Origin of the sequence: Fontimonas thermophila (assembly GCF_900113085.1) — a bacterium.
GTDB lineage: Bacteria > Pseudomonadota > Gammaproteobacteria > Nevskiales > Nevskiaceae > Solimonas > Solimonas thermophila.
Genome location: NZ_FOOC01000004.1, coordinates 98,065 through 122,376, shown reverse-complemented (window position 1 = coordinate 122,376; position 24,312 = coordinate 98,065). Strand labels below are relative to the sequence as shown.

Genomic DNA, 24,312 nt, shown 5'->3' with positions numbered 1-24,312 from the left:
AGATTCATGGCAGGGATTTGCCTCCCAGGGCCTGACGCAGGCGTTCGGCGAACGCCGACAGCGGTGGCGATGCGCCGGGTTGTGCCGGAATCACCGGCTGCTCGAAGCGATGCAGCAGCTGCACGCTGCCCGGCGCAACCCCGAGCAGGAACTGCTGTTCGCCCACCTGCAGCAAGACCACGCTCTCTTTCGCGCCGAGCCGCAACCCGCCCTGTATCTGCAACGTCGCGCCACGGGCAAAACGCGCCCCCTGCAGCGCGCGGACGAGCCACGCCAGCGCAAAAACGATGGCGAGCACGAACAGCAGGCTGCCGAGCATCTCCCACACACCGGCGGCCGGCACTGCCGCCGCCGGCTCGCCAGCCATGCCCACGCCCGGCACACCGACGCCGAACACGGCGCAGACCGATCGCCGCAAGAAAAACCCAGGCGCATCACGGGTCATGGTGTCACCCCGCCGGTTCACTTGAGTCTGCGGATCCGCTCCGCCGGGCTGACCACGTCGATCAGACGGATCCCGAATTTTTCGTTGACGACGACGACCTCCCCGTGTGCGACCAGCGTGCCGTTGGCGTAGACATCGAGCGGCTCACCGGCGGCACGATCGAGCTCGACGACCGAACCCTGGCTGAGCTGGAGCAGGCTGCGGATGGGGATGCGCGAGCGGCCGACTTCCAGTGACAGTGTCACCGGCACGTCGAGGATCACGTCGAGATTGACGTCGCCCTGGGCAGCGGTGCCGCGATCTTCCAGCGTCTGGAAGCTGGCGCGTGCCGGCTCGGCATGTTTCTGGGCTTCGGTGTTCATGAACCAACCTCTGACATGGTGGGCAATAGGGATTTCATGGACGCTCAGGCCGCCTCGCGCTGGCCGTGGACAGGCAGCCGGCGGATCACCTCGGTGATGCGCACGGCGTTATGCCCGTTGGAAACGCCGAAACTGCCGCGATACAGCGGCAAGCCTTCGACACGCAGATCCAGCGTCTTGGGCAGATTGATCGGGATGACGTCTCCGGCCTTGAGCTGCATGAGCTGACGCAACGAGATCGTCACGCGAACCAGCTCGGCATCCAGCTCGACCTCGGCATCCTTGATCTGCTCTTTGAGCGCCAGACTCCAGCGTTCGTCTTTCTCCATGCGGTCCGACTGGATGCCGGCGTCGAGCAGGTCGCGGATCGGCTCGATCATCGAATACGGCAAGGTGACATGGACATGTCCGCCGCCACCCTCCAGCTCGATCTTGAACTTGCTGGCAACGACGATCTCGCTCGGCGAAACGATGTTCGCCAGATGCGGATTGACCTCGGAATTGATGTATTCGAACTCCAGTTTCAGGACCGGACTCCAGGCCTCCTGCATGTCTTCGAAAGCCTGCTTGAGCAGTAACTGGATCACCCGCATCTCGGTGGGCGTGAATTCGCGTCCTTCGATCTTGGTCTTGAGCCGGCCGTCACCGCCAAAGAAGTTTTCGACGATGCTGAACACCAAGTGCGGCTCGAAGACGATCAGCCCGGTACCGCGCAGAGGCTTGACCCGGATCAGGTTGAGATTGGTCGGGACATAGAGCGAATGGGTGTATTCGCTGAATTTGGCCGTCTCGATGCCGACGACGGTGAGTTCCGGCGAGCGGCGCAGCATGTTGAACAGCGAGATGCGGAACAAACGCGCGAAGCGCTCGTTGATCATCTCCAGCGTCGGCATGCGCCCGCGCACGATGCGGTCCTGCGCGGCGAAGTCGAAGGGCCGTGCCTCGCCGGGCGCGGCCGGCGGTGGCGTGGTATCGACGGCCCCGCTGTCGACGCCATGCAACAGGGCGTCGATTTCGTCCTGGGACAGAAGATCGCTCGCGCTCATTGCATCACGAAGCTGGTGAAATAGACGGCCTCGACCGCATCACTGCCCGTCTCGGCGCGCAGGATGTTGCGGATCTCGGCGAGCACCTCGGCCTGCAGCTTCTCCTTGCCGGCCCGCGTCGCCAGATCGGCCGCCTGCTGCTGGCCGAACAACAGCAGCAGGCTGCTGCGGATGCGTGGAGCGTGGTGCTGCACGGCCTCGATGGTCTTGGGATCGCGCGACATCACCTCGACCTGCACCTGCAGAAACCGCTGGGTATAGGCGTCCTCGATGTTGACGACGAAGGCTGGATCCAGCGCGAAATACTGCGCTGGCTTGTCCGGTGCTTTGTTTTCCGGTGCTGGCTCGGCCAGCGCATGCGCGGGAGATGCCGTCGCCAGTACGTGGCGGGCGACGGCATAAGCGACGCCGCCCGATGCACCCGCGCTCACCAACACGCTGGCCAACAGCACACCGACGGCACCGCCGCCCCCTTTCTTGGGCGGCGCATCTGGGGGGACGATGGCTTTCTCATCATCGGCGGCATTCGCGGCTGCGGCCATTGCGGCTCACTCCAACGGTGGACGGGATGCAAGCGCATCCGAGCAAGTCTCGTTCCAGTGGCCACGGCGCGATGGAAAGCCGACGGGCGTTGCGGTTGGCACCGGCAGACGGAAAACCGTCACCGATTCCTGGATCGGCCTTGCCAGAAAACCGACGTCGCTCAGACGTAGGCATCCACGAACACGACGGGCGTGATGCGGCGGCGAGCCGGGCGCGGCGCAGTGACTTCGGCGGTCGTATCGACGGTGGGACGTTCATCGGCGTCGCGGCGTGCCACGGGCTCGATATGGCTGCGTGCGAGCTGCAGGCCGGAATGACCGAGCAGCTCGCGCAACTGCGGCAGAGCCTGACCGAGCAGCACGCGCGTGGCCGCTTCCGCGGCGATGATGTGGACCGAAGCGCGATCGCCGTGGATCTCGACACGCACGGTCAATGCGCCGAGTTCCGCCGGATGCAGCTCGATTTTCGCTTCACCGATGCCGTCATCGATCTGCCAGACGATGTGCTCGGCAAGATCGGCGGCGAATCCCGGTGCATACGGCTGCAGGATCTGCGCACCGGCAGGCACCATCGCCTGCAGCGGCGCGGGTGCCCGCAGCTCGAGAACGGGTGCGGCCCATGGCCCGGACACCGGCGGATTCCCCGGTCCGCTGACCAGTGCCGGCGACGGCTCGATGCCGTGCTGCGCCTCGGCGGGCTGCACCGCGACAACCATGGCGTCCGTAGCATGTGCGAGTACATCGGCCGCAGCGATGCGCACGAGCGCTTGCGCATCGGCGCGCCCCGCCGCCGATGGCGACCGTGCCGGCAGGCTGTGGCGCGCGACCTGCGCGGTCAGTGCCCGCGTCGAATCGCGATCTGTGGGATCGGTCACCGGCACCGCAGCCTCCGCGCCGGCGGTGTCTGGCCGTGCGTCGAACGGCAGCGGCCATGCCTGCACCAGTGCGGGCATCACACCCGGCAGGCTCACCTCCACGGCTGCCTGATCCTGTTCGGGCGCCTTGCCAGCCGTCTGCGCATCGGCAGCACTGGCCGCCCAGGCAAATGGCGATGCCCCGGCAGCGCCCGCACAGGTTGCGAGCACCACGGTGAACGCGCCGTCCGGCATCGGCGACGCAGAACCCGTGCAGGGATGCACCGGCGCGCCGCCATCGGCACCGGCCGCCGGAGTCAACATGCCGCCGATCTTCATTCGCTCCCCCGGCCGCCGGATACCGACGTGTTTTCACCGACGAAACGCTGCAGCGCGAATTCGTCGAGCTGGCGCTGGGCGCGCTGCGCCTCGACGTCGCGCTCGCGCCGGCGGTAACGGTCGATGAGCTGGTCGAGCGTGGAGACCTCGCGGCGCTGCAACAGCCAGTGCGTCCGCTCGACATCGCAGTTGGTGCGCGCCTGCTCGACCAGGCGCTCCTGCACTGCCACCGCCTCGCGCAGACGGGCCAGAAAAGCCTGGCGGTTCATCAGCATCTGGGCATTGTGCACCTGCGCTGCGGATTCGTATTCGGCGAGATACTGCACCAATTCGCGCAGACGCCGCTCACGCTCGGCGAGCTCGCGTTGCCGTTCCAGCAGGCGCCTTGCCGCGTCTTGCTCGCGCGCCTCGGCGAGGCGGTGCAGCGGTTGCAGGCTCAGCGATGGTGGCCGTGCCGTCATCGGCGATCTCCGGTTGTGTTCGCGAGCAGCTCGGCGAGTGCGCGCTGGCTGTCGGCCAGGCGCGCGGCGCAATCGATGCTCTGCCGGAGAAATTCCTCGATCTGCGGCCACTTGGCGAGCGCGGCATCGACCCGTGGATCGGCACCTTTCTGATAGGCGCCGATGTTGATGAGATCGCGGTTGCGCTGGTATGCGGAAAACAGTGCCCGGAGCTGGCGCGCGCGCTGCATCTGTTCGGGCGCGACGATTTCCTGCATCACACGGGAAATCGAGGTCTCGATATCCACGGCCGGATACAGGCCGGCATCGGCCAGCGCGCGCGACAGCACGATGTGCCCATCGAGAATGCCGCGCGCCGCGTCGGCGATCGGGTCGTTGAGATCATCGCCTTCGGTGAGCACGGTGTAGAACGCCGTGATCGATCCGCTGCCACGGATCCCGTTGCCGGCGCGTTCGACCAGACCGGGCAGGCGTGCGAACACCGACGGCGGGTACCCGCGCGTCGTCGGCGGCTCACCGACCGCAAGACCGATTTCACGCTGGGCCTGAGCAAAGCGCGTCAATGAATCCATCAGCAGCAATACATGGCGGCCCTGGTCGCGGAAATATTCCGCGATCGCCGTCGCCGTATAGGCCGCGCGCAACCTAAGCAGCGGTGAACGGTCCGCCGGCGTGGCCACGACCACGGCTCGCCTAAGTCCTTCGGCGGAGAGATTGTGGTCGAGAAAATCGCGCACTTCGCGTCCACGCTCGCCGATCAGGCCGACGACGATGACATCCGCCGCGGTGTAGCGCGCCATCATGCCGAGCAGCGTCGATTTGCCGACACCGGTCCCGGCAAACAGGCCCAGGCGCTGGCCGCGGCCGACGGTGAGCAAGGCATTGATGACGCGCACGCCGACATCGAGAGGCTGGGTGATCGGTTCACGCTCGAGCGGATTGAGCGGCGCACCGTGCAAACGCACATGGGCGTCGCAGACCAGACGGCCGCGGCCATCGATGGGCCGCCCCTCGCCGTCGAGCACACGTCCGAGCAGAGATTCGCCGACGGCGACTTCGACGGCACGTCCGGACGGCACGACCCGCGCCTGCGGCGTCAAGCCCTGCATGTCGCCGCCAGGCATCAGATAAACGCGATCGCCGGCGAAACCGACGACCTCGGCCTCGACACCGCTGCCATCGGCATTGGTGATGCGTGCGCGTGCACCGACCGGCAGCATGCAACCGACCGCCTCCAGTGTCAGCCCGACGACACGCCGCAACTGCCCTTCCACCTGGAAAGTCGGCGCAAGCGCGGCACTGTGCGCCTGATGCCGCAGGCGCGCGCCCAGCCGCCGCGCCGAGGCCCGCGTCCATTCATCGCGACCCGCATCACGACCTGCATCCGGCGCCATCATTCGCTGTCTCCGGAGAGTGCCTGCGCGATCACGCGCACACGGCGATCGAGCCGTGCATCGATCAGCGCCGATTCGGTGAACACGCGGCAATCCCCCCGCTTGAGTTCCGGATCGGGGATGATCTCCAGCTCCTTCACGTCGGCCGGCGGTGATAGATGCTCGCGCAGCAGCGCGGCATCGTCGGGGTGAACGCGCAGGCGCACGTTGCGCAGTTGCGCGGGCAATGCGGCGAGGGTTTCGCGCACCATGGCAACGATGCGTTCCGGTGCGATCCGCAGCTCGTCGTGGATGATGCGCCGGGCGATTGCCGCAGCCAGATCGACCAGCGCGTGTTCGACCTCGTCGTCGAGATGTGCGAGCGGCCGCGCGATGTGATCGATCAGCCCCTGCAGACGCTGCGCCTGCGCCAGCGCCGCCCGCTGTCCGACGTCGAAACCTTCCGCGTGACCTCGCGCAAAGCCTTCCTGGTAAGCCGCGGCTTCGATCGCCTCGAGCTGCGCGGCCGTATGCAACCCGGCTGGTGCAGCATCGAAACGCGGCAACTGCCAGCGCGGCAACTCGCCGCCGATGGCTTCAGCCGGCAGCACGATGGCATCGGCGGCGTCGGTCATCAGACGAATTCCTCACCCTTGCCGCCAATGACGATGGTGCCGGCGTCGGCGAGCCGACGGGCGGCAGCGAGAATCTCTTTCTGCGCGGCCTCGACATCCGACAGCTTGGCCGGCCCGCGGGCCTCCATGTCCTCGACGAGCATCTCGGCCGCACGCTTGGACATGTTCCTGAGAATCTTGTCCTTGACGCGCGGATCAGCGCCCTTGAGGGCAAGACCCAGGGTCTCGGTCGCGATCTCGCGCAGCAGTGTCTGGATGCTACGGTCGTCGACATCGGCGAGATCGTCGAAGACAAACATCAGATCCTGGATTTTCTGCGACAGATCCTGATCGATCTCGCCGATCTTGGCGAGGATGGCCTGCTCCTGCGACGAATCCATCAGATTGAGAATCGTCGCGGCGACTTTGATACCGCCGACACTCGACGATTTGAGATTCCCGCCACCGCTGAACTGCTTCTCCATGATCTCGTCGAGTTCGCGCAGTGCCGCAGGCTGGATGCCGTCGAGCCTGGCGATGCGCATCAGCACGTCACCTTTCATGCGTTCCGGCAATTGCGCCAGCACATCCGCAGCCTGGTCGGGATCGAGATAAGACAACACGATGGCGACGATCTGGGGATGCTCGTTGCGCACGATGTCGGCAACGGCACGCGTCTCCATCCACTTCAGCGCTTCCAGACCCTTGCTGTTGCGACCGAGCAGGATGCGGTCGATCAGCCCCGTCGCCTTGTCCGGGCCAAGCGCATTGACCAGCACGCGGCGCACGTAGTCGTCGGCGCCGACGCCGAGCGAGGTCTGCGAGTCGAGCTCCTCGACGAAACGGTCGATCACCTCGTTCACGCGCTCGCGCGAGACGTTGGACAGGGTGGCCATCGCCGCACCCACCTTCTGCACGTCCTTGGCGCCCATGTGCTTGAGCACCTCGGCCGCCTCGGATTCACCGAGCGACATCAACAGGATCGCCGCGCGTTCGAGACCACTCGGGCTTGCGGGTTTGGCCTGCGCCTCAGCCATGATGTCTGCCCTCGCGCATCATCCTTCCTGTGCAACCCAGTTCTTCACGACCTGCGCGACGCGCTTGGGGTCCTGGACCACGGCGCTGCGCGCGATCTGCAGCTTCTGCTCATAGCTGTTTTGCGCGGGCAGAGCCGCCGGGGCATGGCCGGATGCGGGTGAATTCTCGCCAAGCACCTGCACAGCACCGGCGTCGATGGCACCCGGCAAGGCCTTGGCAGATGGGACACCGACCGGCGCCGTCAGCAGCGAACGCAAGGCCGGGCGCAGCACGAACAGGATCAAGACCAGAACCAGCATCGCGCCGCCGATCTGCCGCAAGATTTCACGCATCTGCGGCTGCTGCCAGAACGGCAGCGGCTCCGGTGCAGACAGCTCGGCCGCAACGAACGGCGCATTCTGTACGCTCACCGAGTCGCCGCGCTGGGCATTAAAACCCACCGCCTCGCGCACCAGGGCCTCGACCTTGGCCAGCTCTTCCGCGGACAGGGGCACGGGTTCGGTCTCACCGGGATTGCCCCCCGGTTTGGGCCGCGGCACATGATCCACGAGCACCGCCACCGAAAGGCGCCGGATACGCCCGACGGACTGGCGCGTATGGCTGACGGTGCGGTCGAGCTCGTAGTTACGGATCATCTGGCGCGACTGGTTGTGCACATCATCGCCCGTCGCGACGGCCGAGTTGAGCGGCGGGTTGGCGCTGGCCTGCGGCGGCTGGTTGCTGGTCGCGCCGGGAATGCCGACGGCGGTCTTGCTGCCCCGGGTCGTGTCCTCGACGATCTGCTCGCTGCGCAGCTTCGCCGGATCCGGGTTGTATGTCTCGCGTGCTTCCTCGGTCACCGAATAGTCCATATCGGCGGTGACCTGTGCGCTGACCCGGCCAGGCCCGAGCATCGGTGCCAGCAGTTCGTGGATACGGCGCACGTAATCCGACTCCAGCCGGCGCGTGTGTTCGAGCTGCTCGGCGCTGCGCGCCACGCCCTCGTCGCCGCCCTGATTGCTCAACAGGCGGCCATATTGGTCGATGACGGTCACGGCGCTGGCCGGCATCCCGGCGACACTGGACGCAACCAGGTGCACGATCGAGGCCACCTGACTCTGCTCGAGCTGGCGCCCCGGATGCAGTTCGACCAGCACCGAGGCGCTGGGCGTGCCCTCGCTGCGCGCGAAAGCCGAAGGCTTGGGAATGGCCAGATGCACGCGCGCGGCACGCACCGGCTGCAGACTGGTCACGGTCCGTGCCAGCTCGGTCTCCAGCGCGTGCTGGTAACGCGCATTCTCGATGAACTGGCTGGTCCCGAAACCCTGGTTCTGCTGCATGATCTCGAAACCGATTCCACCGCTGCGCGGCAGACCCTGTTCGGCCAGACTCAGCCGCGCCTGATCGAGCTGGTCTTGCGGCACGCTGACCACGCCACTGCCCGGTTCATACCGGAATGGCACGCCGACGGCGCGCAACGCGGCGGCGACATCGGCGGCGTCGCGATCGGCCAGACCGCTGTACAGCGGCGCGTACACCGGCTGCTGCGCCCAGCGATACCCCCACAAACCCAGGGCGACCGCAAAAGCCACACCCAGCAGCAAGGTCACCTGGCGCAGGGCCGGAACGTCCTTGAGCTGGACAAAACGGGGCAATGCCATCTGTGCCGTCTGTGCCATCGGTCAGCTACTCCCGTCAGACCGGCATGTTCATGATGTCCTGGTACGCCGCGACCAGCCGGTTGCGCACCTCGGTCATCGCCTTGAAATTCACCTGCGCCTTGGCCGAGGCGAGCATCACATCGGCGAGCTCGACCGTGCGCTCACCGCGCGAAAATGCCTCCTGCAGCCGTGCGGCGGCCTGCTGGCTGTCGTTGACCTGGCCGATCGCTTTTTTCAGCAGATCGTCGAAACCGGTCTTGGGTGGCGCTGCGGCGGCACCGGGCGCAGCCGGCCTGAGCGCCGCCTGCGCCTGCAATGCCCGGATCTGTGCCAGTACCCGGCTGACGTCCATATCGCTCATCGCAAACCTCGTACCGAGACGGACCTGCCACGCTCAAGGCAACTTCCGTTCCCGTCGGCATGTCGCCCCGGCGTCAAAGATCCGACTCGATCTCGCACGCCGTCTTTTCCGGAATCCGATGGTCCGCTATCGTCGGCACGTTACCCGCGCGCCCAGCCGCATGGGCCCCATCACATCCACATACCACTTGCCATGACCAATCCGCTGCTGCGCGATCTGCGCATCCTCGATCTCTCGCGACTATTGCCGGGGCCGTTCTGCACGCTGTATCTGGCGCAGCTCGGCGCGACGGTGATCAAGATCGAAGAGCCACACGGCGGCGATTACGCGCGTGCGCTGTCGCCGGAGATGTTCGCGCTGATCAACCGCGGCAAGCAGTCCGTGACGCTCGACCTGCGCAAGCCCGAAGGCGTTGCGCTGCTCAAGAGACTCGCCGCTGGCGCCGACGTGCTGATCGAATCCTTCCGGCCCGGCGTGATGGACAAGCTCGGCTGCGGCTACGAGGCGCTCAAGACCGTCAATCCGAAGCTGGTTTACGCCGCTCTGACCGGCTACGGCCACAGCGGCCCGTACCGCGACCGTGCCGGCCACGACATGAATTACTGCGCCTATGCTGGTGCGCTCGACCAGATCGGCTCCGCCGGTGGGCCGCCCGTGCTGTCCAATACGCAGCTCGCCGATCTGGCCGGCGGCGCGCTGACCTGTGCGATCGGCATCCTCGCCGCCGTGCATGGCGCGCGCGCTTCCGGTCAAGGCTGCTTCGTCGATGCCGCGATGCTCGACGGCACGCTGGCGCTGCAGGTGGTCGCCTTGTCCACGCTGCGCACGCTCGGACACACGCAGCCCCGCGGCACCGACATGCTCACCGGCGCGCTGCCCAATTACAGCCTCTACGAATGCGCCGATGGCAAATGGTTTGCACTGGGCGCGCTGGAGCCGAAATTCTGGCAGGCCTTCTGCGCCGCCATCGGCAAGCCCGAGCTGGGACGCAAGCCGATGTCGCCGGGACCCACGGCCGAGGCGGTGCGTGCGGAAGTGTCCGCCGTGCTCAAAACACGCCCGCGCGACGAATGGGAACGTCTGCTCGCCCCGGCGGACGCCTGCACCAGCGGCATTTACACGCTCGAAGAAGCGCTGGCGAACGAGCAGGTCCGTGCCCGCGGCATCGTCGAAAACGTCAACGGCAAGCCGGCGTTCGCCTCCCCGCTGCAGTTCCGCGACGCCGCAACCGCATCGGCGACCCCGGCACCGGAGCTCGGCGCCGACACCGCTGCGGTGCTGGCCACCATCGGCATCGATGACGCCGAGCTGGCGCGCCTGCGCGCCGCCGGCGTCGTCTGATCCACCGCACCGACGAAAAAGGCCGGGCATATGCCCGGCCTCGTCGTACGTCGCAAGCGTCTTCAGGCGACGCGTTCGAGCACGGTCGCCACACCCTGACCCATGCCGATGCACATCGTCGCGACGCCGAACTGCGCGTTCTGCTCGCAGAGGATGTGTGCGAGCGCGCCGGTGATGCGCGCGCCCGAGCAGCCGAGCGGATGACCGAGCGCGATCGCGCCACCTTTGATGTTGACACGATCCATGCGCTCGAGCAGCTTCAGCTCCTTGAGCACGGCCAGCGACTGCGCGGCGAAAGCCTCGTTCAGCTCGAAATAGTCGATGTTGTCGAGCGACAGGCCTGCGCGTTTGAGCACCTTCTGCGTCGCCGGCACCGGGCCGATACCCATGATCGACGGATTGCAGCCGGACGCGGCCACCGCCCTGATCCGGGCCAGCGGCTTGAGACCGAGCGATCTGGCCTTGTCTTCGGCCATCACCAGCACGCAGCTCGCCCCATCGGAGATCGCCGAGCTGTTGCCAGCGGTGACGCTGCCCTTGGGGTTGAACGCCGGCTTGAGTTTGCCAAGGTCGGCGAGGTTGGCATCCGCCCGCACGACCTCATCGTAATCGACGAGGATCGGCAGGCCATCGGCGTCATGACCGTGGATGCCGATCATCTCGTTCTTGAAGCGGCCTTCCTTCCAGGCCTTGTAGGCCTTCTGGTGCGAGGACAGCGCGAACTGATCCTGCTGCTCGCGTGAAATCTGGTGCGTCTGCGTCAGCATCTCGGCGGTCAGGCCCATCATCGCGGAGGCCTTGGCCGTGGTCAGCGCCAGGCCCGGATCGCCGTCGAAGCCATGCGTCATCGGCACATGGCCCATGTGCTCGACCCCACCGCAGATATAGGTATCGCCGATGCCGGCCTTGATCGACGCATGCGCGATGTGGATCGCGGTCATCGAGGAGCCGCACAGCCGGTTGACGGTCTGGCCCGGCACGCTGATCGGCAGGCCGGCCTTGAGCGCGGCATTGCGCGCGATGTTGAAGCCCTGCTCCAGCGTCTGCTGTACGCAGCCCCAGATCACGTCCTCGACTTCCGATGGCTTGACCGCGGGGTTGCGCTTGAGAATCGCCTTGATCAGCTCGGCGGAGAGGTCTTCCGCGCGCACGTTGCGGAAGACACCGCCCTTGGAACGGCCCATCGGGGTGCGGACCGCATCGACAATGACAACTTCAGTCATCTCAATTCTCCAGAATTCGGATGGCGCGCGTTACTTGGGGAAGAACAAGCGGCCCTCGGATGCCATCTTCTTCATCGACGCGGTGGGCTCGTAGAGCTTGCCCAGCGCAGCGTACTTGGCGCACTTGTCGAGGATGGTCTTCATGCCGACGGTATCGGCGTACTTGAGCGCGCCGCCGCGGAACGGCGGAAAACCGATGCCATAAACCAGCCCCATATCGGCCTCGGCCGGCGTCTCGACGATGCCTTCGTCGAGACAACGCACGGTCTCGATGATCATCGGCAGCATCAGACGGTCGATGATTTCTTCCTCGCTGAAATCACGCTGGCCCTTGGGTTGCACGGAGGCGATCAGCTCCGCGGTCTGCGGATCGACGGTCTTGATCGGCTTGCCCTTCTTGTCCTCCTGATATTTGTAGAAGCCGACGCCGTTCTTCTGGCCGTAGCGCTTGTGCTCGTACATCACGTCGAGCGCGGACTTGAATTCCTTGTTCGACATGCGGTCCGGATAGCCTTCTGCGAGCACGTCGCCGACATGGTGCGAGGTATCGATGCCGACGACGTCCTGCAGATAGGCCGGCCCCATCGGCCAGCCGAAGCTCTCCATGACCTTGTCGATCTGCAGATAGTCGGCGCCATCGCGCAGCGCCATCGACCAGCCGCCGAAATACGGGAACAGGATGCGGTTGACGAGGAAACCCGGGCAGTTCTTGACCACGATCGGCGTCTTGCCCATCGCGCTTGCGTAGGCGGCGATCGTGGCGATCGCTTCCTTGGATGTCTTCTCGCCGTAGATCACCTCGACCAGCGGCATGCGGTGCACCGGATTGAAGAAGTGCATGCCGAGGAAGTTTTCGGGCCGCTTGAGGGCCGTGGCGAGCTCGTCGATGGAAATCGACGAGGTATTGGACGCAATGATCGTCTGCGGCTTGACCAGCGCCTCGACCTCGGCGAGCACGGTCTTCTTGACCTTGGGATTCTCGACCACTGCCTCGACGACGACATCGACGCCGCCGAAGTCACCGTAGTTCAGCGTCGGCCGGATCATCGACAGGATCTTGCCGGCCTGCTCGGGGCTGAGCTTGCCGCGCTCGACCTGCTTGGCGAGGAGCTTGTTGGCCTCGCCCATGCCCAGGTCCAACGCCTTGGCGGCGATGTCCTTCATGATGATCGGGATGCCCTTGACCGCGCTCTGGTAGGCGATACCCCCACCCATGATGCCGGCGCCGAGCACGGCGGCCTGCTCGACCTTGCGGCCCGCCTTGATATACCCCTTGGCTTTCTTCTTGAGGAACTGGTCGTTCAAGAAGATACCGATCAGCGCATCGGCGACCGTGGTCTTGGCCATCTTGGCGAAGCTACTGCCCTCGATCTTGAGGGCTTCGTCGCGCGACTTGGACGCCGCTTTCTGGATCGACTTCACGGCCTCGACCGGCGCCGGATAGTGCTTGCCGGCCTTGCCCTGAATGAACGGGATCGCGGTGCCGAACACCATCATGCTCTCGATGGCATCGAGCTTGAGCGGACCTTTCTTCTGCGCGCGGCGCGCCTGCCAGTCGTACTTGCCTTCAGCGGCCTGCTGGACGAGCCGGATCGCGGCGTCGCGCAGCTTCTCAAGCGGCACCACCGCATCGACCGCGTGGATCTTGAGTGCGGCCTCGGCCTTGTTCTGCTCGCCGCCGGCGATCCACTCGATCGCATTGTCGGCGCCGACCAGCCGCGGGAAACGTACGGTGCCACCAAAACCCGGGATGATGCCGAGCTTGACCTCGGGGAAACCGACTTGTGCGGTCGTAGCCATCACCCGGTAGTCGGTGGCCAGCGCCATCTCAAAACCGCCGCCGAGGGCAAAACCGTTGATCGCCGTGCAGCTCGGAAACGGCAAATCCTCGATGGCATTGAACACCTTGTTGGCCTCGTAGGCCCAGGCCGCGATTTCCTCCTCGGAACGCTGGAAGCTGGCGCCGAATTCGGTGATGTCGGCGCCGACGATGAACACGTCCTTGGCGCTGGTGACGATCAAGCCCCTGACCCCGGAAGCGCGGGCGAGTGCCTCGCCGGCCTCCTTGAGTTCCTGGACCGTGCGTGCGTCGAACTTGTTGATCGCGTCATCCTTGCGATCGAAACACAGCTCGGCGATGCCGTCGTCGAGCAGCGCGACTCGGATGGACTGCCCTTGATACATGGGTAGATCACCTCGTGGATGGAGAAAGCGGTGCGGTGCGCAAGGCCACGTCGGTTAGCCCGACACATCCGGGAACGAACCCGTTGCAGACCCGCGCGTGACATTAAAAAAGGGCGGCCATCATAGCCCCCATGCTGCAATGCCGTAAACCAAGGCGGCGGGCGGATTTTCGGTATGCGGCGGCGTACGGCGCGCGGCAGCGCGGCCGTTTTGACAGCACCGCCCCACGGTCCTACACTCGCGAACAACTTTTGGGGGAAAAGTCAAGGGTGATCGGATGGCTGCTGGATTGCGGCAGTCCGCGCAAACGACGGATCTGAACCCGGGCTCCGGCAGGGCTCCGCGGGTTGTGGTCCACCGCTGCCGATCCGCCATCTCCTGCCTGCGCCCATCCCCGCATCCATCCCCGGCCTCGTGCGCCGGCTTGCATGCCACCGGCTCTCTGCGTGCCGTCGCCGTCGACGGCATTGCGACGTATCGCGCGTCTGTACACGGACGCGCCTCTTCCCGGCCCCGGCGGCCGCACCACGTATGGAGCTCGTCACGCATATGAAGAAGTCCGCACGAAAAAGCAGTGCCAAAGGCGCCAAGAAGACCACGGGCAAGAAGGTTGCCGTGAAGAAGGCCAAGACCGCACCCAAGGCGGCGAAAAAATCCTCGCTCAAGGCCAAGGTCAAAAAAGCGGTCAGCTCCGTGAAAAAGGACCTCGCCAAAGCCAAATCCGCGGTCAAACAAGCGGCCAAGAAGGTGGCCCGCACGGCGAAAAAAGACGTGGCCCTCGCCCGCAAGACCGTCAAAGCAGTCAAGGCCGACGTCGCCAAGACCAAGAAAACCGTCAAGGCTGACGTCGCCAAAGCCAAGCGGGCGATCCGGAAGGCGCAGGATACTGTCAGCAGCACGCTCGGCACGATCGAGAAGAAAGTCGCCGAAGCGGCCGCGCCAGTCGTCGCCGCCGCGCAGACGATCACGCCCTCGCCTCTGTCGCGCGCTTTTCTCGCCACCACGCAGGGCAAGAAAGAGGCCGCCGACCGGGGACTCACCCCGAGCGAGACCCCCGCGCCAGCACCGGCGGCGGGCGACTCGTCCAGCACCCCGTCGGATACGCAGACTTAAAACGCCACGGCGTCTCACCCGGCCCGCCGTACACCGGCGGGCTTTTTGTTCGCAGCGGCAGCGTTCACAATGCCGTAGATTTCATATCCGCCCATCCGCATGAGCCTGTCGCTCGACCAGAGCACGCAGCTGTGCAGCCTGCTGGCTGATCCCAGCCGCGTGCGGCTGCTGTTGCTGCTCGAACAGCACGAGCTGAGCGTCGCCGAACTCACCGAGATCACCGGGCTTGCACAAAGCCGTGTGTCCACGCATCTTGCGCGGCTCAAGCGCGCCGGGCTGGTCCAGGACAAACGCAGCGGCAATGCCGCGCTGTACTCGGTCGTGCCGCCCCGCGAAGACGGCGGCGCGCTGTGGTCGCTGCTGCGCGAACGCCTCGATGACAACCGGCTGCGCGTCGATCGCGAGCGCGCCGAACAGGTCATCGCTGCACGCAAGCACGGCAAAACCTGGGCCGAATCGGTCGCCGGCCGCATGGAATTGCACTACTCACCCGGCCGCACCTGGGAAGCCACGGCGCGGGCATTGATCGGCCTGCTCGAACTCGGCGACGTCGCCGACATCGCCTGCGGTGACGGCGTGCTGTCCGAATTGATTGCCGAGCGCGCCCGCCGTGTCACCTGCGTGGACATCAGCGCCACTGTCATCGCCGCCGCCCGCAAACGCCTCGCGCGCCTCGCCAACGTCGAATTCTGCGAAGCCGACATGCATGCCCTGCCGCTCGCGGACACTGCCTATGACCACGTGTTTCTGATGCATGCGCTGTCGTACACGCAAACGCCGCAAACGGTGATCGCCGAGGCCGCACGCCTGCTCAAGCCGAATGGGCGGCTGATCGTCGCCGCGCTGGCCGAGCACACGCACACGGAGACGATGCGCGCCTACGACCATCTCAACCTGGGCATCGCACCGGGGCGACTGCATGAACTGTTGCTCGCCTGCGGCCTGATCGTCGAGAGCTGCCGCATCAGCTCGCGCGAGATGCGTCCACCGTACTTTGAGGTCATCACCGCGATCGCGCGGCGGGCAGCAGGCACGAAAACCGCCGGCTGATCACCAGGGGACGACGGCGCGCCGGCGCAGCAGACAGCCATGAGGCCCATCCGCCGGCAAGGTCGCCGCCCACACCACATCGGCAGCGGCGTCTTCGACCGCCCGGGGCGCCTGCGGGCCACCCATGCGCGTGCGCACCCAGCCGGGGTCGACGGCATTGACCTTGACATCGCCGGAAGACGCGCGCGCGAGCATCAGGGTAATCGCATTGAGCGCGGCCTTCGACAGGCTATAAGGCGCCGGCCCGTCAAGACCGGTCGAGAAACAACCGTAGCCGCTCGCGAGGTTGACGATGCGCCCCCACCCGCGCGCGAGCATCCCCGGCATGAACGCGCGTGCACACCACAGCGCACCGAATGCATTGACCGCCATCGCTTGTGCAAAACAAGCCTCCGGGGCATCGAGCACGCTGCCCTGGAGATATAGGCCGGCGTTGTTGATCAGGATGTCGATGTGACCGCCGGTGGCTTCGATCCGCCGGGCACAGGCGGCAATGCTCGCGGTATCGGCGACGTCGATGGTGACCGGATGCACCCCGGCGAATCCCTCCGCGGCGAGCGCGTCGGCACAGGCGCGTGCCGCAGCCGGATCGCGCGCACCCAGCCAGACCTCGATGCCGCTGGCGGCGAGCTGGCGCACCGTGGCAAGACCAATACCGCGGTTGCCGCCGGTCACGAGTGCAGTGGGCATGCTTTTGTCGTCAGCGCAGGTGTCGATCAGACCGGCGAGGGCAGATCGGATGCCCACAGGCACTTGCCCTTGGCGGCGAGCTTTTGCAGACGCGCCCGGTGCGCGGCGAGTTCTTCAGGGCTCGCCCGCCGCACCGGCAACGGCCCGGTGCCCGCATCGGCGCCGAGGATTTCGACGAAGCGCGAACGGCGTGCGCCGCTGGATGATGCCTCGTCGAGACTGAGCCGGCTCTGGCCACCGGTCATCGCCAGATACACGTCCGCGAGCAAGCCGGCATCGAGCAGCGCGCCGTGGAACGTCCGGTTGGAGTTGTCGATCTCGTAGCGTTTGCACAAGGCATCCAGGCTCACCCGCTGCCCTGGATGCAGCCGGCGCGCCAGCGCCACCGTGTCGGTGATCGTGCAAACGTCTTCGAGCCGGCCGAACCCGCAACGCGCAAACTCCATGTTGAGAAAACCCAGGTCGAAGGGCGCGTTGTGGATGATCAGCTCCGCCCCGGCAAGATAATCCCACAGCGTGGGCGCCAGATCGCGGAAGCGCGGCTTGTCGGCGAGATCGGCCATCGTGATGCCGTGGACCTCGGCCGCACCCGGATCGATCTCCTTCTCCTCCGGGTGCACGTACTGGTGGAAGTTGTTGTGCGTGAACCGGCGGTTGCGCAGCTCGACGCAGCCGATCTCGATGATGCGATGCCCTTGTTCGACTTCCAGCCCGGTGGTTTCGGTATCGAGGACGATCTGGCGCATGATTCACGAAGTGCAGAGGATGCCGACAGATTATCGCGCCTGTGCTGGCAGGTTCGCCTGCGCTTCGGCACAACCCTCGTTGGCGAGGCGGTCGGCCTCCTCATTACCAGGGTGACCGGCATGGCCCTTGACCCAGCGCCATTCGACGACGTGGCGCGCCGCCGCGGCATCCAGGCGCATCCACAAATCCTGGTTTTTCACCGGTTTGTTGTCAGCCGTGCGCCAGCCGCGTGCTTTCCAGCCCGGCAGCCATTCGGTGAGCCCTTGCATGAGATAGACGGAATCGGTGAATACGGTGACGCGGCACGGCTCCTTGAGCGCTTCCAGGGCACGGATCGCCGCCGTCAGTTCCATCCGGTTGTTGGTGGTCTGCGCCTCGCCGCCCTTGAGCCGACGCGTGTGCCCGTTGAACTCGAGGACCGCGCCCCAGCCGCCGGGTCCGGGATTGCCCTTGCAAGCTCCGTCGGTATGAATGATCACGTGTTTCAAATCGCGCTGCCGTCTGTTGCCGGACCCATCATTATGCGGTGCTTTATGCGGTGCTCAGACGGTCGTGCCGGACTCGTTCTGGCTCATGCCCCGCTGCGCCGCGGGCAGACCGACACCCACCAGCGGCTTGACCTGCGCACGCTGCACGCGGCCGACGAAATTCATCGGTAGCACGCGCTTGCGCGCGCAGATCAGATAGGCCTCGGACAGTGGCGCAAGCAGGCTCGCCGGGGACCACGGTTCGCCGACCGCACGCGATGCCAGCCATGGAAAACCGACGCTGTAACGCCGCACCTCGGTGACGTCGAAGCCGAGCAGCTCCAGCCAGTCATGCACACGGCCGGCGCTGTAGAAACGGGCGCCGCGCGGAAACGCGCGGTGCCGCAAGCCCAGGCGGGCACGCCAGGACCACGCCCCCCAGGGACTGAATCCAAGCACGAACAACCGTCCACGGTCGTTGAGGACCCGGTCGACCTCGCGCAAGACATCGTGCGGCGAGGGTGAGAACTCCAGCGTGTGCGGCAGCACGATCGCATCGACGCTTTTCGCCGGCAGCGGCAGGGCCTGCGGATCGACCACCGCGGCCACGGCGCTGTCGCCGGCGGTGCCGAGCACGGCGTGGTGCAACGTGCCGGCGCTGGCGATGAGTGCGCTGCCACTGCCCCAACTGCCGATCTGGAGCACGTGCCGGCCGAACACATCCGGCAGGAAACGGGCGAGCTCCTGCGACTCGATCTGCAGCAGGCGCCGGCCGCGCGGCGACCGCCGCCATGACTCGAGGGCGTGACGGTCCAGGGGGCGACCGCCGCTGGCGTGACGGGTCTTCAGCATGAGGGTACCCTCGTCCTGTGACCGTTTCATGGTAACGCCGATGCAAGTCCACGCCATCCCCGCCTTCACCGACAACTACATCTGGACCCTGATCGAGGCAAACCGGGCCGCCGTTGTCGATCCCGGCGACGCCGCGCCGGTACTCGCGTTTCTCGCCGAACGGGAACTGCAGCTCGCGGCAATCCTGATCACGCACCACCATCCGGATCACATCGGCGGCGTGCCAGAGCTGCTGCGTCATTACGAGGTGCCGGTGTACGGCCCTGCTGACGAGGCACAGCGTATCGGCACGCTGAGCCACCGGCTGCACGACGGCGATGAACTCGACGTACTGGGGCTTCGCCTGCAGGTGCTTGCCGTCCCCGGCCATACGCTCGGACACATCGCGTATCACTGTGCAAGTGCCATCGGCACCGGCCTGCTGCTGTGTGGAGATACGCTGTTCTCGGCCGGTTGCGGCCGGCTGTTCGAGGGCACGCCGGAACAAATGTACGCCTCGCTGGCGCGCCTTGCAGCGCTGCCGCCGGCCACCCAAGTCTTTTGCACGCACGAATACACGCTGTCCAATCTGGCATTCGCACAAACGGTAGAGCCGGACAACGTCGACGTCGCCGCCCACCTGGCGCAGGTGCGCACCTGGCGCCACCAAGGCCGCATCAGCCTGCCCTCGACCCTGGAGCTGGAGCGGCGCATCAACCCTTTCCTGCGCACTGCAGAACCAGCGGTGCGCACGGCGGCGGAGCGGTATGCCGGTCACGCCCTGCCCACGGAAACCGCGGTCTTCGCCGCGCTCCGGCGCTGGAAAGATGGCTTCCGCCCGACCTGATCGAAACTCGGCCACAGCGCTTGGGGCGAATCGCCCGGCCCACTCGGACCACCCCTGGTTGGGGGGAATCGAACGTGCGCGACACTCGCCTACAATCGGACAAGGTCGCGGTCTTTGTGCGCCAGCACGGGTGCAGACCGCCACCAGGGGGAGATCGATGAACCTACGCCGCTGCGCCATCGCCGCGCTGTTCGCCGTCTGCCTGGGACAGCCGGCCACGGCCCAGGAAAACGAACCGTCCATCTGGCCGCGCCTCGTCGCCGACATGCGCCTGGTCGACGACGAGCAACCCGAAGTACGCCGCTGGGCAGCGTACTACGCCCGTTATCCCGACTCCTTCCAGCGCGTTCTGGCCCGCGCGCAGCCCTTTCTGTGGCACATCGTCGAAGCCGTCGAACGACGCGACATGCCGGCCGAGATCGCATTGTTGCCGGCCGTCGAATCCGGCTTCGACCCGCATGCGCGTTCACCCCAGCAAGCGCATGGACTCTGGCAGTTCGTCCCCGGCACCGGCCGTGCGCTGGGGCTGCACACGACGCGGGACTACGATGCCCGTCGCGACCTCGTCGCCAGCACCGAGGCCGCGCTGGATTACCTGCAGGACTTGCACGAACGCTTCCATGACTGGCATCTCGCACTTGCCGCTTACAACGTCGGCAGTGCGCGCCTGACCACGCTGCTGCGCAGCCAGCCCGACGCAGCGGACTTCTGGTCGCTGAATCTCCCACGCGAGACGCATGAACATGTGCGCCGGCTCATGGGCATCGCGCTGCTCGTGGAAATGCCACAGGCATTCGGCGTGAGCCTGCCGGCGATCCCCGACCGCAAAACCACCGAGCTCATCGCCCTGGAAAGACCGGTGAACCTGCAACGCGCGGCACATCGCGCCGGCATCGACGAAGCGCTGATCCGCGCCTACAACCCCGGGCTGCAGAATCTGCGCAACTCATCTGGCAAGAAAGTGCTGGTCTTACCCAACGCAGAGGCCGCGCGCATGCGCGCTGCGCTCGCCAGTGAGCGTTTCCCACCAGAGGGCACGGCCGCACGAAACGTGGTCGTGTATGTGGTGCAACCGGGTGATTCGCTATGGCAGATCGCGCGCCGCTATGACGTCCGCGTCCGCGATATCCTCCGTCACAACGGCTTGACTGACGCCGCCATCATCCGCCCCGGCCGCCGCATCGAAGTGCCGGTATCGAGCTGAAGGTGCAGGCCGTCAGTGCGCGCGTGCGGCCTCGGCGGCTGCCTCCTCCTTGCTGACGGTCGGGGCAACGACGGGGCGTGGCTCGGGCAACCGCTCCAGTGCAATGCGCAGCACATCCTCGATCCAGCGCACCGGCTCGATATTGAGCCTGGACTTCACCGTCTCCGGGATGTCGGCCAGATCTTTGACGTTCTCGTGCGGGATGATCACGGTCTGGATACCCCCGCGCTGCGCCGCGAGCAGCTTTTCCTTGAGGCCGCCGATCGGCAGCACCTCACCGCGCAGGGTAATCTCGCCGGTCATCGCGACATCGGCCCGCACCGGAATGCCGGTCAGTGCCGACACCAGCGCCGTGCACATCGCAATGCCCGCCGAGGGCCCATCCTTGGGCGTCGCACCTTCCGGCACGTGCACGTGGATGTCGTTGGACTCATAAAACTTTGGATCGATCCCCAGCGTCTGGCTGCGCGCACGCACGACGGTCAGCGCCGCCTGGATCGACTCCTGCATCACGTTGCCGAGCGAACCGGTCTGGATCAGCTTGCCCTTGCCGGGTGCCAGCGCCGCCTCGATGGTCAGCAGCTCACCGCCGACCTCGGTCCACGCCAGCCCGGTGACCTGGCCGATCTGGTTTTTTTCCTCGGCACGGCCATAGCGGTACTGCGGAACGCCGAGGAAATCGGCGAGATTGTCTGCACTGACGCGGATCGTCCGCACGGATGGCTCGCTCAATAGTTGCTTGACCACCTTGCGGCAGACCTTGCTGATCAGACGCTCCAGATTGCGCACGCCGGCTTCGCGCGTATAGAGGCGGATCATGGCGGTGATCGCATCCTCGGTGAGTTCGAGCTCGCCTTCGCGCACGCCGTTGTTCTTCATCTGCTTGGGCAGCAGGTACTGCCGCGCGATGTTGAGTTTCTCCTCCTCGGTATAACCGGCAAGACGGATGACCTCCATGCGGTCGAGCAGCGGGGCCGGAATGTTCAATGTATTGGCGGTGGCGATGAACATCACGTCGGAGAGATCGAACTCCACCTCCAGGTAATGGTCCTGGAAGGTCGCGTTCTGCTCGGGGTCGAGCACCTCCAGCAACGCCGCCGACGGATCGCCGCGGAAATCCATCGCCATCTTGTCGATCTCATCCAGCAGGAACAACGGATTCTTGACCCCGACCTTGGCCATGTTCTGGATGATCTTGCCGGGCATCGAACCGATGTAAGTCCGCCGGTGACCGCGGATCTCGGCTTCGTCGCGCACCCCGCCCAGGCTCATGCGCACGAACTTGCGGTTCACCGCTTCGGCGATGGAACGGCCCAGCGAAGTCTTGCCGACACCCGGAGGCCCGACCAGACACAGGATCGGCCCCTTCATCTTCTGGGTGCGGGCCTGCACCGCGAGATACTCGACGATGCGCTCCTTGACCTTCTCGAGCCCGTAATGATCGGCGTCGAGCTTCTTCTGGCAGGCATCGAGATCGATACGGGTCTTGCTGCGCTTCTTCCACGGCACCTGGATCAGCCAGTCGAGGTAGTTGCGCACGACGGTGGCTTCCGCCGACATCGGCGGCATCATCTTGAGCTTGTTGAGTTCGGCACGCGCCTTGGCCTTGGCCTCTTTGGGCATGCCGGCTTTCTCGATTCTCCTGGCAAGCTCTTCTTGTTCGCTGGGGGCATCCTCGCTCTCGCCAAGCTCGCGCTGGATCGCCTTCATCTGCTCGTTGAGGTAGTACTCGCGCTGGTTTTTCTCCATCTGCGCTTTCACGCGCGAGCGAATCCTCTTTTCGATCTGCAGCACGTCGATCTCGCCCTCGAGCGCGGCGAGCACGCGCTCGAGCCGTGCCTTGGGATCGTCGATTTCCAGCACGTCCTGCTTGTCTTCGAGCTTGAGACTGAGATGCGCGGCGACGGTGTCGGCCAGTCGCCCCGGAGAATCCATGCTCGCCAGCGACGGCAGCAACTCGGCCGGCACTTTTTTGTTGAGTTTGGCGTAGGTCTCGAACTGGGCCAGGATCGAACGGCACAGCGCATCGATCTCCTTGTCATCGGTGATCGTCTGCTTGTCGTCCGGCAGAACCCGGCACTCGGCCATCACGAATTCCCCGCCCATGTCGAAGCGCAGCACGCGCGCCCGGCTCTGGCCTTCGACCAGCACTTTCACGGTGCCATCCGGGAGCTTGAGCATCTGCAGAATGCTCGCCAGCGTGCCGACCGCATACAGGTCTTTCTCGCGCGGATCGTCAGTGTCCGCCGTGCGCTGCGCCAGCAGCAGAATCCGCTTGTCGTCGCGCATCGCCGCGGCCAGGGCCTTGATCGATTTTTCACGGCCGACGAACAGCGGGATCGCCATGTGTGGGAACACCACCACGTCGCGCAGTGGCAGAACGGGGGCGGTGCGGTCGGCGGCAGTCGTCACGGCAACTCCTTGATGTGTGCGGCGGCACCGGCATTATGCCGGATCGGATCTACCGACTATGGGGACGCGGGTGCGTAAATCAAGCGCGCCAACCCACAAAGCCTCGCGCCGCAGCACCCGGCTGGCCTAGCCATTGCCTTAGCCATTCATTCCGCTTCAGTGGCTTGTGGGGGTGGTCGCGATCAGACCGCGGCGCTTGAGTGGCGGTTCAATGCGCAGTTCGCACCTGCGCAACGCGCGGATGGCCTGCTATATCGATATTCGATTTCACCGCCGGCATCCCATTTCGATTGTCGGGCAAAAAACTCGCTCTTAGACTCGCCGGCCTATGGAAAACCTTGATCTACCTACTCTCGAAACCGACGGCGCCAACGGAGCCGACACCGTGCCCGCCGATTCCGGATCGGACCGCATCACCGTGTTCGACGAAGCACGGATCGCCGCCCTCAACGAGGCCTATGCGCCCCTGCATTTCATCGATCGGATCCGCCGTCTCTACCGCGATTTCGATCCGGCGAAAGTGCTGGTGACGTCCTCGTTCGCCGCCACTTCGGCCTACTTTCTGCACATCATCTCGAGCATCCGGCCGGATCAGGTCATCCATTTCATCGACACCGGCTACCACTTTCCGGAAACGCTGGCCTATCGCCAGTACCTGATCGACCTGTTCAAGCTCAAGGTCGAGGATTTGCGCGCGGAGGAGTGGAAGCACCGCTTCACGACCGAGGAGAAAACCTGGCTGCGCGATCCGGACTTCTGCTGCTCGATCAACAAAGTCGAGCCGCTGGAAGCGATCAAGCCGAATTACCACGTCTGGGTGTCGAGCCTGATGCGCTGGCAAACCGAGCACCGTTCGACGCTGAACATCTTCGAGGTGCGCCGCGGGATCATCAAGTTCAACCCGATGATCGACGTCACGCGCGAGGAACGCGACGCCTACATCCGCGAACACAACCTGCCGTTCCACCCGCTGGTCGGCAAGGGCTATTCCTCGATCGGTTGCATACACTGCACGGTGCCGGGAGAGGGCCGCAGCGGCCGCTGGATCGGCAAACCGAAAACGGAGTGCGGTCTGCATCTCTGACCGGCGTACCAGGCGCATGCCGGGTACGAGCGCGGCCCATCCGC

General features: G+C 65.5%; 24 protein-coding genes. 6 read left to right on the top strand and 18 right to left on the bottom strand.

Annotated features, from left to right (window positions below; translation table 11 throughout):
* Positions 1 to 4: 4 nt before the first annotated feature.
* The 11 genes from fliO to fliE all read right to left on the bottom strand — a co-directional run bounded on the left by fliO (position 5) and on the right by fliE (position 9,075).
* Positions 5 to 445 carry a flagellar biosynthetic protein FliO gene (fliO, locus tag BMZ48_RS05365; protein WP_091532687.1) on the bottom strand — a complete coding sequence of 147 codons (441 nt, stop codon included), beginning with the start codon at positions 443 to 445 and terminating at the stop codon, positions 5 to 7.
* A 17-nt stretch (positions 446 to 462) separates the two neighbouring features.
* Complete coding sequence (fliN, locus tag BMZ48_RS05360) at positions 463 to 807, bottom strand: flagellar motor switch protein FliN (protein ID WP_091532685.1); 345 nt, start codon at positions 805 to 807, stop codon at positions 463 to 465.
* 44 nt (positions 808 to 851) lie between these two features.
* Positions 852 to 1,853 carry a flagellar motor switch protein FliM gene (gene fliM, locus BMZ48_RS05355; protein WP_091532683.1) on the bottom strand — a complete coding sequence of 334 codons (1,002 nt, stop codon included), beginning with the start codon at positions 1,851 to 1,853 and terminating at the stop codon, positions 852 to 854.
* Positions 1,850 to 2,395, bottom strand: coding sequence for a flagellar basal body-associated FliL family protein (locus BMZ48_RS05350; protein ID WP_091532682.1), 546 nt, complete (start codon positions 2,393 to 2,395; stop codon positions 1,850 to 1,852). The genes fliM and BMZ48_RS05350 overlap by 4 nt, the downstream gene beginning before the upstream one ends.
* A gap of 161 nt (positions 2,396 to 2,556) precedes the next feature.
* Positions 2,557 to 3,573, bottom strand: a complete 1,017-nt coding sequence (locus BMZ48_RS05345; protein ID WP_159431095.1) for a flagellar hook-length control protein FliK — start codon at positions 3,571 to 3,573, stop codon at positions 2,557 to 2,559.
* Positions 3,574 to 3,584: 11 nt separating this feature from the next.
* On the bottom strand, positions 3,585 to 4,049 hold the full coding sequence (gene fliJ, locus BMZ48_RS05340; RefSeq protein ID WP_091532679.1) for a flagellar export protein FliJ: 465 nt from the start codon (positions 4,047 to 4,049) through the stop codon (positions 3,585 to 3,587).
* Positions 4,046 to 5,443 (bottom strand): flagellar protein export ATPase FliI, encoded by a 1,398-nt coding sequence (gene fliI, locus BMZ48_RS05335; protein ID WP_091532677.1) that lies wholly within the window; start codon positions 5,441 to 5,443, stop codon positions 4,046 to 4,048. The genes fliJ and fliI overlap by 4 nt, the downstream gene beginning before the upstream one ends.
* The gene (locus BMZ48_RS05330) at positions 5,443 to 6,057 is read right to left on the bottom strand and encodes a FliH/SctL family protein (protein ID WP_091532675.1); all 615 of its coding nucleotides are present in this window, start codon (positions 6,055 to 6,057) and stop codon (positions 5,443 to 5,445) included. Before BMZ48_RS05330 ends, fliI begins: the two co-directional genes overlap by 1 nt.
* Positions 6,057 to 7,073, bottom strand: coding sequence for a flagellar motor switch protein FliG (fliG, locus tag BMZ48_RS05325; protein WP_091532673.1), 1,017 nt, complete (start codon positions 7,071 to 7,073; stop codon positions 6,057 to 6,059). The genes BMZ48_RS05330 and fliG overlap by 1 nt, the downstream gene beginning before the upstream one ends.
* 18 nt (positions 7,074 to 7,091) lie before the next feature.
* Positions 7,092 to 8,732, bottom strand: coding sequence for a flagellar basal-body MS-ring/collar protein FliF (gene fliF, locus BMZ48_RS05320; RefSeq protein ID WP_091532671.1), 1,641 nt, complete (start codon positions 8,730 to 8,732; stop codon positions 7,092 to 7,094).
* Between the two features lie 16 nt (positions 8,733 to 8,748).
* Entirely contained in the window at positions 8,749 to 9,075 is a 327-nt protein-coding gene (gene fliE, locus BMZ48_RS05315) for a flagellar hook-basal body complex protein FliE (protein WP_091532669.1), read from the bottom strand.
* A 192-nt stretch (positions 9,076 to 9,267) separates the two neighbouring features.
* Between fliE and BMZ48_RS05310 the strand changes: the two genes are divergently transcribed.
* The gene (locus BMZ48_RS05310) at positions 9,268 to 10,416 is read left to right on the top strand and encodes a CaiB/BaiF CoA transferase family protein (protein WP_091532668.1); all 1,149 of its coding nucleotides are present in this window, start codon (positions 9,268 to 9,270) and stop codon (positions 10,414 to 10,416) included.
* Between the two features lie 62 nt (positions 10,417 to 10,478).
* Here BMZ48_RS05310 and fadA read toward each other — a convergent pair whose 3' ends face one another.
* Positions 10,479 to 11,639, bottom strand: coding sequence for an acetyl-CoA C-acyltransferase FadA (fadA, locus tag BMZ48_RS05305; RefSeq protein ID WP_091532667.1), 1,161 nt, complete (start codon positions 11,637 to 11,639; stop codon positions 10,479 to 10,481).
* A gap of 30 nt (positions 11,640 to 11,669) precedes the next feature.
* Complete coding sequence (gene fadB / locus BMZ48_RS05300) at positions 11,670 to 13,823, bottom strand: fatty acid oxidation complex subunit alpha FadB (RefSeq protein WP_091532666.1); 2,154 nt, start codon at positions 13,821 to 13,823, stop codon at positions 11,670 to 11,672.
* 549 nt (positions 13,824 to 14,372) lie between these two features.
* On the opposite strand from fadB, the gene BMZ48_RS05295 reads away from it, so the two are divergent.
* The gene (locus tag BMZ48_RS05295; RefSeq protein ID WP_143383636.1) at positions 14,373 to 14,936 is read left to right on the top strand and encodes a hypothetical protein; all 564 of its coding nucleotides are present in this window, start codon (positions 14,373 to 14,375) and stop codon (positions 14,934 to 14,936) included.
* A gap of 99 nt (positions 14,937 to 15,035) precedes the next feature.
* Positions 15,036 to 15,986 (top strand): ArsR/SmtB family transcription factor, encoded by a 951-nt coding sequence (locus BMZ48_RS05290; protein ID WP_091532662.1) that lies wholly within the window; start codon positions 15,036 to 15,038, stop codon positions 15,984 to 15,986.
* On the opposite strand, the gene BMZ48_RS05285 is transcribed toward BMZ48_RS05290, so the two are convergent.
* Genes BMZ48_RS05285 through BMZ48_RS05270 form a run of 4 tightly spaced genes read right to left on the bottom strand, consistent with a single transcriptional unit; the run spans position 15,987 to position 18,772 of the window.
* Positions 15,987 to 16,676 carry an SDR family NAD(P)-dependent oxidoreductase gene (locus tag BMZ48_RS05285; protein ID WP_091532660.1) on the bottom strand — a complete coding sequence of 230 codons (690 nt, stop codon included), beginning with the start codon at positions 16,674 to 16,676 and terminating at the stop codon, positions 15,987 to 15,989.
* Between the two features lie 26 nt (positions 16,677 to 16,702).
* Entirely contained in the window at positions 16,703 to 17,422 is a 720-nt protein-coding gene (gene dnaQ / locus BMZ48_RS05280) for a DNA polymerase III subunit epsilon (protein ID WP_091532658.1), read from the bottom strand.
* 30 nt (positions 17,423 to 17,452) lie between these two features.
* Positions 17,453 to 17,911 carry a ribonuclease HI gene (gene rnhA / locus BMZ48_RS05275; protein WP_091532656.1) on the bottom strand — a complete coding sequence of 153 codons (459 nt, stop codon included), beginning with the start codon at positions 17,909 to 17,911 and terminating at the stop codon, positions 17,453 to 17,455.
* Positions 17,912 to 17,965: 54 nt separating this feature from the next.
* Positions 17,966 to 18,772, bottom strand: a complete 807-nt coding sequence (locus BMZ48_RS05270) for a class I SAM-dependent methyltransferase (RefSeq protein ID WP_234981531.1) — start codon at positions 18,770 to 18,772, stop codon at positions 17,966 to 17,968.
* Between the two features lie 10 nt (positions 18,773 to 18,782).
* On the opposite strand from BMZ48_RS05270, the gene gloB reads away from it, so the two are divergent.
* Both gloB and BMZ48_RS05260 read left to right on the top strand, forming a co-directional pair.
* A complete protein-coding gene (gene gloB, locus BMZ48_RS05265; RefSeq protein WP_091532982.1) occupies positions 18,783 to 19,568 on the top strand; it encodes a hydroxyacylglutathione hydrolase in 786 nt (261 codons plus the stop codon).
* Between the two features lie 157 nt (positions 19,569 to 19,725).
* On the top strand, positions 19,726 to 20,772 hold the full coding sequence (locus BMZ48_RS05260; RefSeq protein WP_159431094.1) for a transglycosylase SLT domain-containing protein: 1,047 nt from the start codon (positions 19,726 to 19,728) through the stop codon (positions 20,770 to 20,772).
* Positions 20,773 to 20,784: 12 nt separating this feature from the next.
* Here the strand turns inward: BMZ48_RS05260 and lon are convergent, their stop codons facing one another.
* A complete protein-coding gene (lon, locus tag BMZ48_RS05255; protein ID WP_091532981.1) occupies positions 20,785 to 23,118 on the bottom strand; it encodes an endopeptidase La in 2,334 nt (777 codons plus the stop codon).
* Between the two features lie 394 nt (positions 23,119 to 23,512).
* On the opposite strand from lon, the gene BMZ48_RS05250 reads away from it, so the two are divergent.
* The gene (locus BMZ48_RS05250; RefSeq protein WP_091532651.1) at positions 23,513 to 24,268 is read left to right on the top strand and encodes a phosphoadenylyl-sulfate reductase; all 756 of its coding nucleotides are present in this window, start codon (positions 23,513 to 23,515) and stop codon (positions 24,266 to 24,268) included.
* Positions 24,269 to 24,312: the final 44 nt, after the last annotated feature.

Bases quoted from the DNA above. Each gene is read 5' to 3' on its own strand.
- fliO (WP_091532687.1), bottom strand. From the start codon at position 445: ATGACCCGTGATGCGCCTGGGTTTTTCTTGCGGCGATCGGTCTGCGCC.
- fliN (WP_091532685.1), bottom strand. From the start codon at position 807: ATGAACACCGAAGCCCAGAAACATGCCGAGCCGGCACGCGCCAGCTTC.
- fliM (WP_091532683.1), bottom strand. From the start codon at position 1,853: ATGAGCGCGAGCGATCTTCTGTCCCAGGACGAAATCGACGCCCTGTTG.
- BMZ48_RS05350 (WP_091532682.1), bottom strand. From the start codon at position 2,395: ATGGCCGCAGCCGCGAATGCCGCCGATGATGAGAAAGCCATCGTCCCC.
- BMZ48_RS05345 (WP_159431095.1), bottom strand. From the start codon at position 3,573: ATGTTGACTCCGGCGGCCGGTGCCGATGGCGGCGCGCCGGTGCATCCC.
- fliJ (WP_091532679.1), bottom strand. From the start codon at position 4,049: ATGACGGCACGGCCACCATCGCTGAGCCTGCAACCGCTGCACCGCCTC.
- fliI (WP_091532677.1), bottom strand. From the start codon at position 5,443: ATGGCGCCGGATGCAGGTCGTGATGCGGGTCGCGATGAATGGACGCGG.
- BMZ48_RS05330 (WP_091532675.1), bottom strand. From the start codon at position 6,057: ATGACCGACGCCGCCGATGCCATCGTGCTGCCGGCTGAAGCCATCGGC.
- fliG (WP_091532673.1), bottom strand. From the start codon at position 7,073: ATGGCTGAGGCGCAGGCCAAACCCGCAAGCCCGAGTGGTCTCGAACGC.
- fliF (WP_091532671.1), bottom strand. From the start codon at position 8,732: ATGGCACAGACGGCACAGATGGCATTGCCCCGTTTTGTCCAGCTCAAG.
- fliE (WP_091532669.1), bottom strand. From the start codon at position 9,075: ATGAGCGATATGGACGTCAGCCGGGTACTGGCACAGATCCGGGCATTG.
- BMZ48_RS05310 (WP_091532668.1), top strand. From the start codon at position 9,268: ATGACCAATCCGCTGCTGCGCGATCTGCGCATCCTCGATCTCTCGCGA.
- fadA (WP_091532667.1), bottom strand. From the start codon at position 11,639: ATGACTGAAGTTGTCATTGTCGATGCGGTCCGCACCCCGATGGGCCGT.
- fadB (WP_091532666.1), bottom strand. From the start codon at position 13,823: ATGTATCAAGGGCAGTCCATCCGAGTCGCGCTGCTCGACGACGGCATC.
- BMZ48_RS05295 (WP_143383636.1), top strand. From the start codon at position 14,373: ATGAAGAAGTCCGCACGAAAAAGCAGTGCCAAAGGCGCCAAGAAGACC.
- BMZ48_RS05290 (WP_091532662.1), top strand. From the start codon at position 15,036: ATGAGCCTGTCGCTCGACCAGAGCACGCAGCTGTGCAGCCTGCTGGCT.
- BMZ48_RS05285 (WP_091532660.1), bottom strand. From the start codon at position 16,676: ATGCCCACTGCACTCGTGACCGGCGGCAACCGCGGTATTGGTCTTGCC.
- dnaQ (WP_091532658.1), bottom strand. From the start codon at position 17,422: ATGCGCCAGATCGTCCTCGATACCGAAACCACCGGGCTGGAAGTCGAA.
- BMZ48_RS05270 (WP_234981531.1), bottom strand. From the start codon at position 18,772: ATGAAACGGTCACAGGACGAGGGTACCCTCATGCTGAAGACCCGTCAC.
- gloB (WP_091532982.1), top strand. From the start codon at position 18,783: ATGCAAGTCCACGCCATCCCCGCCTTCACCGACAACTACATCTGGACC.
- BMZ48_RS05260 (WP_159431094.1), top strand. From the start codon at position 19,726: ATGAACCTACGCCGCTGCGCCATCGCCGCGCTGTTCGCCGTCTGCCTG.
- lon (WP_091532981.1), bottom strand. From the start codon at position 23,118: ATGGCGATCCCGCTGTTCGTCGGCCGTGAAAAATCGATCAAGGCCCTG.
- BMZ48_RS05250 (WP_091532651.1), top strand. From the start codon at position 23,513: ATGGAAAACCTTGATCTACCTACTCTCGAAACCGACGGCGCCAACGGA.